Source organism: Peribacillus sp., from assembly GCF_059453735.1.
This window is the reverse complement of the sequence record NZ_JAZVJO010000103.1, coordinates 1-6487: the sequence shown is the minus strand read 5'-3', so window position 1 is coordinate 6487 and position 6487 is coordinate 1. Positions and strand designations below refer to the sequence as shown.

At 40.2% G+C, this 6487-nt stretch carries 5 protein-coding genes; 1 reads left to right on the top strand and 4 read right to left on the bottom strand.

Features of this window, described 5'->3' with window-relative positions:
• From preA to AC52RT_RS03470, 3 genes are all read right to left on the bottom strand, one after another.
• A partial coding sequence (gene preA, locus AC52RT_RS03480) for an NAD-dependent dihydropyrimidine dehydrogenase subunit PreA (protein ID WP_495539467.1) occupies positions 1-730 on the bottom strand: 730 nt, incomplete at its 3' end.
• Positions 731-765: 35 nt separating this feature from the next.
• The gene (locus AC52RT_RS03475) at positions 766-2133 is read right to left on the bottom strand and encodes an NAD(P)-dependent oxidoreductase (protein ID WP_495539466.1); all 1368 of its coding nucleotides are present in this window, start codon (positions 2131-2133) and stop codon (positions 766-768) included.
• Positions 2134-2336: 203 nt separating this feature from the next.
• A complete protein-coding gene (locus AC52RT_RS03470) occupies positions 2337-3593 on the bottom strand; it encodes a M20 family metallo-hydrolase (protein WP_495539465.1) in 1257 nt (418 codons plus the stop codon).
• A 345-nt stretch (positions 3594-3938) separates the two neighbouring features.
• Between AC52RT_RS03470 and AC52RT_RS03465 the strand changes: the two genes are divergently transcribed.
• A complete protein-coding gene (locus tag AC52RT_RS03465) occupies positions 3939-4793 on the top strand; it encodes an MBL fold metallo-hydrolase (protein ID WP_495539464.1) in 855 nt (284 codons plus the stop codon).
• Between the two features lie 246 nt (positions 4794-5039).
• Here AC52RT_RS03465 and AC52RT_RS03460 read toward each other — a convergent pair whose 3' ends face one another.
• On the bottom strand, positions 5040-6032 hold the full coding sequence (locus tag AC52RT_RS03460) for an LCP family protein (protein WP_495539463.1): 993 nt from the start codon (positions 6030-6032) through the stop codon (positions 5040-5042).
• Positions 6033-6487 lie beyond the last annotated feature (455 nt).

Here is a 6487-nt window from a genome sequence, read left to right as displayed (position 1 = left end):
AATCGGCGACCATATTCAGGGCAATTGGCTTCACTGCGGGACCGCAGTACCCACCGTGTGCCCCTTTGCCTGCTACATGGGGAATGGTATTCCATGAATCAAGATCTACTCCTGCTAAACTATTAATCGTATTGATCATACTTACAGCATCCGCTCCACCTCGAACAGCTGCTTCCGCAGTCCGGGTGATGTCCGTAATATTCGGTGTTAACTTAACAATTACCGGAGTCTTTGCTGCTTCTTTGGCCCACATTGTCTGCTTTTCGACAAGTTCTGGAACCTGTCCCGATGCTGAACCCATCCCCCGTTCTGCCATACCGTGCGGACAACCAAAATTTAATTCTAGCCCATCCACACCAACGTCCTCTACACGTTTGACAATTTCATGCCACTTTTCCTGCTTTGGTTCAACCATGAGTGAAGCAATGATCGCATGATTTGGGAATCTCTTTTTTGTTTCATAGATTTCCTTCAAATTCACTTCTAATGGTCGATCTGTAATTAATTCAATATTGTTAAAGCCGGCAACCCGCTGCCCATTAAAATTGACGGCGGCAAAGCGTGAAGATACATTTAAAATCGGATCGCCAAGGGTTTTCCATACGGCTCCGCCCCAGCCAGCTTCAAAAGCCCGCTGAACTTGGTAACCTGAATTAGTCGGCGGTGCTGAAGCCAGCCAGAATGGGTTAGGTGACGTAATTCCTGCTAAATTAATCCTCAAATCTGCCATAAAACAACCTCCTTTTATTTTTTTTGAAGCTATAGTTAAGCGCCAATGATCATCCCGCTCTCTAACTTTTGATGTATTTCATAAGCTGCAAGCTTTCCTTGTTGTGCTGCTGAAACAACCATTGCTTCTCCTTGTCCTTTTCCAAAAATCACATCACCACAGGCATAAATATTTTCTACCGAAGTCTGATAGGATCCCGGTTTCAATAAAACCACTCCGTCATGATGGGCGATGCCAAATTCTTCAATCAACTTGATATAACGCGACTGACCGATCGCACGAACAACGGCATCCACCTCAAGTACATGTTCAGAGCCTGCAATCGGAATTGGACGACGCCGTCCGTCTTCATTTACCTCACCAAGTTCCATCTTAATGCATTCTAACCCGATTACTTTATGGTCTTCATTTTTTATTATTTTTGTAGGTGCCGTCAGCCATTGGAATTCGATTCCGTCTTGCTTAGCAAATTCATATTCAAAACCATAGGCAGTCATTTCTTTTTGCGTTCTTCTGTATACGATTTTTACATTTTCCGCACCAAGGCGTTTTGAACAAGTGGCGGCATCTATTGCTGTATTTCCAGCCCCGATGACCACTACCTTTTTCCCTACCAAATCCTGTGTCAGTACGTCTGTTTTTGTACTTTTGACAAATTCAATGGCATCAAATACTCCATCTGCCTCTTCTCCATCAAGACCGAGTTTAGGTACCTCTGACATCCCAATAGCCAGCACCACTGCATCATAACTCTCACGTAACTCGTGGACCGAAATATCAGTACCCACTCTTGTATTAGTCCGTATCTGTACATCAAGACTTTTCACCTGTTCGACTTCCCAATACGAAATGGCTTGCGGTAGTCGGAAGGAAACGATTCCGTATGTATTTAACCCGCCTGCTTCGGATTCAGCTTCAAATATAGTTACAGTATAACCAAGTCGTGCCAGCTCACGTGCAGCAGATAATCCTGCTGGCCCTCCACCGACAATAGCGGCGGTTCTGCCGTTTTTTTCGCCTGCTTTAAATAATTGCTGTTGATTAGCAATCGCCCAATCTGTTGCGTATCGCTGAAGATTGCCGATTAAAATGGGCTTTGTTGAATGATTGAGGACACAAGCACCTTCACAAAGCTCTTCTGTCGGACAGACTCTCGCACAGCTCGCACCGATTGGATTGGCTGTCATAATAGTCGTCGCCGATCCTTTTAAATTTTCGGTCGCAATTTTTTTAATGAAAGAGGGGATATCTATCCCTGTTGGACAGGCTTGGATACACGGGGCGTCATAACAATATAAACATCGATTAGATTCTTCCATTGCCTCCTGCTTAGTTAGGCCAGGTTCTATTTCATGAAAATTTTGTTCCAATACATCAGTAATATTCTCAACTCCATGTTTCATCTACTTACTCTCCTTTCCAACATTCCTTTTTATAAGTCACTCAGCTTATTCTTAAGTGTACCGAGCATGATGTTAGATTTCATTACACACAACGTAAATAATCTTCCAGGATTTTTATACACAATGTAAAAAAATAAAAACAAGCAGGATTTTATTCTAGAGATTTGAAAAACCCCCGGTTCTATGACAAACCGAGGAAAAATTCAATGTGCTAATTGTTTAGTCACTTTTAAAGCGGAACGGTACAGAAGTTCTGTTCCTGCTGCAATGTCCTCGGGACTAGAAAATTCAAGAGGATTGTGACTAATCCCGTCTTTGCTTCGAACAAAAATCATCGCATAATCACAATAATTAGACATAATCAGGGAATTGTGAAAAGGCCCGCTCATCAATTCAGGGGCAGCTAATCCAAGCGCCTTGCTTTCTTCCCGCAAGATATCTTTCAGCCAGTTTGCCACATAACGCGGTTCTGACTTCATATCTTCCGTAATCTTACAAGTCAGCCTGTGAATGGCGGCAATTCTACTAATCTCACTTCGCAGTTGTACTTCATATTGTTCTCGTCTCGCAAGATCAATGTCTCGTAAATCGATGGTTAAGGTCACTTTTTCCGGAACAATATTACGGGAATTTGGAAAAACTTTGACATTCCCCACCGTTGCAACCGTGGGCGTTCCTGGTTTCTGCAGCGCAACTTGATTCAAAGCAACAATAACTTTCGCTGCCCCAAGTAATGCATCTTGCCGCATATTCATGGGCACGCTCCCTGCATGGCCGGCAAAACCAGTTAGTTCAAGTGTGAGCCAAAGCGGACCTGAAATCCCTGACACAATCCCAACTGGACTCCCTGTATTATCAAGAATCGGCCCTTGTTCAATATGCAGTTCAAGGAACGCACCAAGACTGCCTACTTCATACTCAGAAGCTTTAAAATTTTCCGGATTGCAGCCAAAATCAATTAAAGCTTTGCGGCGAGTAATTCCATCACTGTCTTTTCGATCCAGTTCCCCTTCCTCCAATTCACCCCAGATTCCTCGGACACCAAAGACCCCTTTATTAAAACGACACCCGACTTCATCACTAAAAGCTGCCACTTCAATCGATACGTCAGGAACAATTCCTTTTTCCTTCATTGTCTGTACCACTTCAATTGCCGCAATAACACCGGTTACTCCATCAAAACGCCCGCCATAAATTTGCGAGTCTATATGTGAGCCAATCATTAGCTTAGGTAAATCAGGATTTCCTCCAAGCATGATGCCAATCAAATTGCCGAAATTGTCAATCTTCGCAGACATTCCCGCTTCTTCCATCCACCCTTTTACGATATTTACCGCTGTGTGGTCTTCCTGTGAAAGACCCATTCGACTCACGCCCGTTTTACCAATTTTCCCGACCATCGATAATCTTTCTATCCGTTCATTCAGTCTTATCGCGTTAATTTCCTCTATTTTCAACATTTGATCACACCTTCCTTGCTATTATTTCCTTTATTATACATCACAAAAGAAAAGTAGAGCTAATCAAACTGTAAAATATTGGTTCTATGAGCCTGTATGCGATACTAGATGTTACAAAATATCACATATTTCTAATATAAACGGATTAATTTGTTGAACCATTTTCCTCATATCGTTTCGTTTTAGCACAAAATGCTGGTCTGGGGTAAATAAAAATAGATAAATTTTTCTATCAGTTTCTGTTACCCCTTTCTTTTTTACCAACTTATATTAAAAGAATGACAGCAGCTTACTTTCTTTTTTGCTATACTAAATGGTGCTGAATAAGAGCTAAGGAGGTATACGATGCAAACGATACAACGACTTTCCAAACACATTGTTTATCTAACACCGGTTCAAGAAACCGATCGGCCTGTACTTGGTGCGATAACGGGAAACAACCGGACACTCGTTATAGATGCTGGAAACTCTGTAGAGCATGCGAGATTATTTCATAATGAATTAAGAAAAGAAAGGATAAACCCTGATTACCTTGTCCTTACACATTCCCATTGGGATCATGTATTTGGACTCGAAGCTGTGCAGGAGCCTGTATTATGCCAAGTTGATACGTATAGCAACATTAAAATGCTCCAAAAATTGACTTGGGACGATACTGCTCTCGATCAGCGTGTGCAGGCTGGGACAGAAATAGCCTTTTGTGCGGATGCCATAAAAAAAGAATTCAGTGAGAAGTCAAGGGATATCTGTATGCCCCTTCCTGATATTCGATTTGAAAAAAGAATGACAATTGACCTTGGCGGCGTAACTTGTGTAATTGAGCATGTCGGCGGAGACCACGCAGGAGATTCCTGCCTTATTTATATTCCCGAGGAAAAAACACTATTCCTTGGCGATTGTCTATATGCCAATATGTACGCAGAAAAATGGCACTTTACATCAAAAGAGGTTCTTCGGCTGCTCACGGAAATTGAAAAGTATGATGCAAACACCTATATTCTCTCCCATCATCCACACCCCTGTACCAAACAGGAAATGGAGCGTGAATTTAGACTAATGAAGGCATGTGCCGAGCTTGTCATCAGCTGCCAAGGAAACACCCTCTTAATTCAACAGGAACTTTCCCGAAAGCTGGACCGTGATTTATCTGAAGATGAACTCGAAACAGTCGGATTTTTTGTAAATGGATTTAGTGGATAAACTTATTTTCTGGAACTACAGCCAATAGACGTTAACAGATTTAGGGAAGAAAAGTATCCAGTATATTAAAGAATCTTGTTTATAAGCGAATATTATCAAGATGAAGAATGGAAAAGAATCCGAAGCTATTTAGAAACAGGTAAAAGAGTATACCGTAAATAGATGATCATAGTTAAAAGCCGTATTAAACAGTTATCCATACAATTTAAAAAAGCGAAGCCCAAGTGTGATAGGCTTCGCTTTTTTCTATTGAGCTAAGGCAGGCGTTTCTTGATTAAAAAATTCATTAATTGCCGCTTGGTTTGCTTCTAGGTCTACTTGTAAAACAAGCATCCCATTTTTTCCATTTGCAACGCGTACATCTTGGTACGTATCTTTTACTGGAATGGTTAAGCTTTCAATCTTTTCTGGATGATTAGTGAGGACTTCCTTTATTAAACCAAGGGAATTACCGGTGCTGATATTTGTTTCAATATAAGGTTGAATGGAACCTAGTAATCTTGGTGCTTTTGTAATCCCGTTTGTACTAATTACTTCATCCATTAATACCTTAATCACTTGTTGCTGTCGTCTAGTTCTGCCAAAATCAGATTCACTATCTTGTCTGAATCGTGCATACCCGAGCAGTTCTTTACCATTTAATTTCTGGACACCAGCATTTAAACTTACTCCAATATACTTACTCATTGCTTTTTCTACATCCACTTCAATTCCCTCAGGATTCAATACATCAACGATGGTTTCAAAGCCCTTAAAGTCTACCATCGCAAAATATTCTACATCAATGCCTAAATTTTCTTTGATCGTCTTACGTAATAATTCGGGTCCGCCTAGGGCATTCGCCGCATTAATTTTATAGTTTTCATTGTATCCGGGAATCGGTACATACATATCTCGCATTAGTGAAAGTAGTTTAACAGATTTCTTTATCGGATCGAATTGAGCGACAATGATCGAATCAGAATTTGCTGACGTATCATTTTCTCGTTTATCAATACCAATTAGCAGCACATTTATTTTATCTTCAATACTTTTTTGACCATTAAATTCATAGGTTGTTTGATTCGGTGTGGAAGCAATGGCTTTTTCTGCCTCTTTCTTTCCGTCGTAAAACTGATAATACGTATACCCTAAAATAATAAGTGGAATAAAAAGGACAATTGAAACGAACAGTTTAATTCTCTTTTTCTTTTTCTTTCTATTTTTAAATTTACTTTGACGACTTGTATGTTTGTTCATAAATGCTCCTTTAGTTTCACTAAAATATTCCCATTCTATTATTATTTACCAAGATAAAACTTTTGTCATCATATTTTTACACAAAAAGGTATAAAAAGACATAAAAAGATACATTTTTCTTTAACTACTCGATTTTCTTCATAGTAAAAATAGAGGAGTTTAAATCAATCGGAATTAATCATATAAAAGATAACTAGAGTTAGCCGACGATGCCGGGGTTGAAATAAAACAGTCTGCAGACATGTACAACAACGTTACATTAGCTATTATTGTGGAAACTCCTGAATCCGTAGATGCTGCCATTGCGAAGATTATAGAAGCTGGAGGATAGATTTTACGTATGCTTTCTGATGCCAATTGGGGAGGGAGAACTTCTTATTTCGCTGACCCAATAAATGATCTTTGTGAAGTCGCCTGGAATCCTTTATCCGTTTAACTACCGAACTATGATCAAA

Bases quoted from the DNA above. Each gene is read 5' to 3' on its own strand.
- AC52RT_RS03460 (WP_495539463.1), bottom strand. From the start codon at position 6,032: ATGAACAAACATACAAGTCGTCAAAGTAAATTTAAAAATAGAAAGAAA.
- AC52RT_RS03470 (WP_495539465.1), bottom strand. From the start codon at position 3,593: ATGTTGAAAATAGAGGAAATTAACGCGATAAGACTGAATGAACGGATA.
- AC52RT_RS03465 (WP_495539464.1), top strand. From the start codon at position 3,939: ATGCAAACGATACAACGACTTTCCAAACACATTGTTTATCTAACACCG.
- AC52RT_RS03475 (WP_495539466.1), bottom strand. From the start codon at position 2,133: ATGAAACATGGAGTTGAGAATATTACTGATGTATTGGAACAAAATTTT.